Source organism: Micromonospora foliorum, assembly GCF_022229015.1.
Taxonomy (GTDB): Bacteria; Actinomycetota; Actinomycetes; order Mycobacteriales; family Micromonosporaceae; genus Micromonospora; species Micromonospora foliorum.
This window is the reverse complement of record NZ_JAKKFF010000534.1, coordinates 1-1,170: the sequence shown is the minus strand read 5'-3', so window position 1 is coordinate 1,170 and position 1,170 is coordinate 1. Positions and strand designations below refer to the sequence as shown.

Sequence of the window (1,170 nt, the reverse complement as noted above, 5' to 3'; positions counted from 1 at the left end):
GCCGCCGAGCCGGCGGTGTCCCGCGCCCCGCTGTCGCCGGCACCGCACCCCGTCAACGCCAGCGCCGCCGCCAGTGTCGTCGCCGCCAGCAGCGCACCGCGGCGTCGTCCCACCTGTCCGTCCATCCCCGCTCCCATCGTCGTCAACCGGTGTGGCGATAGCTCGGACGCGACGCGCACGCCGTCCGGTTCCGGCAGACTGCGCTGAGGACGTCACGATTCGATAATCGAGGAGTCACGATGCGGCTCACCAAGTACGCCCACTCCTGCCTTCGGGTGGAACACGACGGGGGAGTGCTCGTCGTCGACCCCGGAGTGTTCAGCGACGCCGCGGTGGCGCTGGACGGTGCGGACGCGGTGCTGATCACCCACGAGCACCCCGACCACCTCGACCTGGCGGCGGTACGCCTCCAGCTCGCCCGGCAGCCATTCCCGATCCACGGGCCCGCCTCGCTCGCCGAGACCCTGGGCGACGCGGCCGACGTGCTGCGCCCGGTCAGCGTCGGTGAGTCGTTCACCGCCGCCGGTGTCGCGGTGCGCGCGTACGGGGGGCGGCACGCCGTGATCCACCCCGACATCCCGGTGGTCGACAACCTCGGCTACCTGATCAACGACGTGGTCTACCACCCGGGCGACGCCCTGGTGGTGCCCGACGAGACACCCGTCGACACGCTCTTCGCACCGATCCACGCCCCGTGGTCGAAGTTCTCCGAGGTGGTCGACTTCATTCGCGCGGTCGCGCCCCGGCGCGCGTACGCCCTGCACGACGCGTTGCTCAACGACAACGGGCTGGGCGTGCTCGACCGGCAGTACAGCGCGCTGTCCGGCACCGAATACCAGCGACTGGAGCCCGGTAGCCGGGTGGACGTCTGACCCGATGCCCGGCCTCTCCGCGGAGCTGGTGCAGCAGCTCTACCGCACCCCACCGGACCGGTTCGTGGCCGCCCGGGACGCCGCCGTGGCCGAGGCCCGCCGGGCCGGCGACCCGGCCACCGCCCGGCAACTGGCCCGGCTGCGTCGCCCGACGGTGGCCGCCTGGCTGGTGAACCTGCTCGCCATCCGACGTCCGGAGCTGGTCGCCGATCTGGTGCAGCTCGCCGACGCCCTGCGAGTCGCCCAGCGTGAGCTGCGCGGGCCTCGACTGCGGGAGCTGTCCGCGCATATCGGCAGC

1 protein-coding gene and 1 pseudogene are annotated in these 1,170 nt (G+C 72.8%); both read left to right on the top strand.

Going from position 1 to position 1,170, the window contains the following annotated elements; translation table 11 throughout:
• Window positions 1-239 precede the first annotated feature (239 nt).
• The gene (locus tag PSH25_RS29715) at window positions 240-872 is read left to right on the top strand and encodes an MBL fold metallo-hydrolase (protein ID WP_238662161.1); all 633 of its coding nucleotides are present in this window, start codon (window positions 240-242) and stop codon (window positions 870-872) included.
• A gap of 4 nt (window positions 873-876) precedes the next feature.
• A pseudogene (locus PSH25_RS29710) lies at window positions 877-1,170 on the top strand (hypothetical protein); the annotation flags it as partial.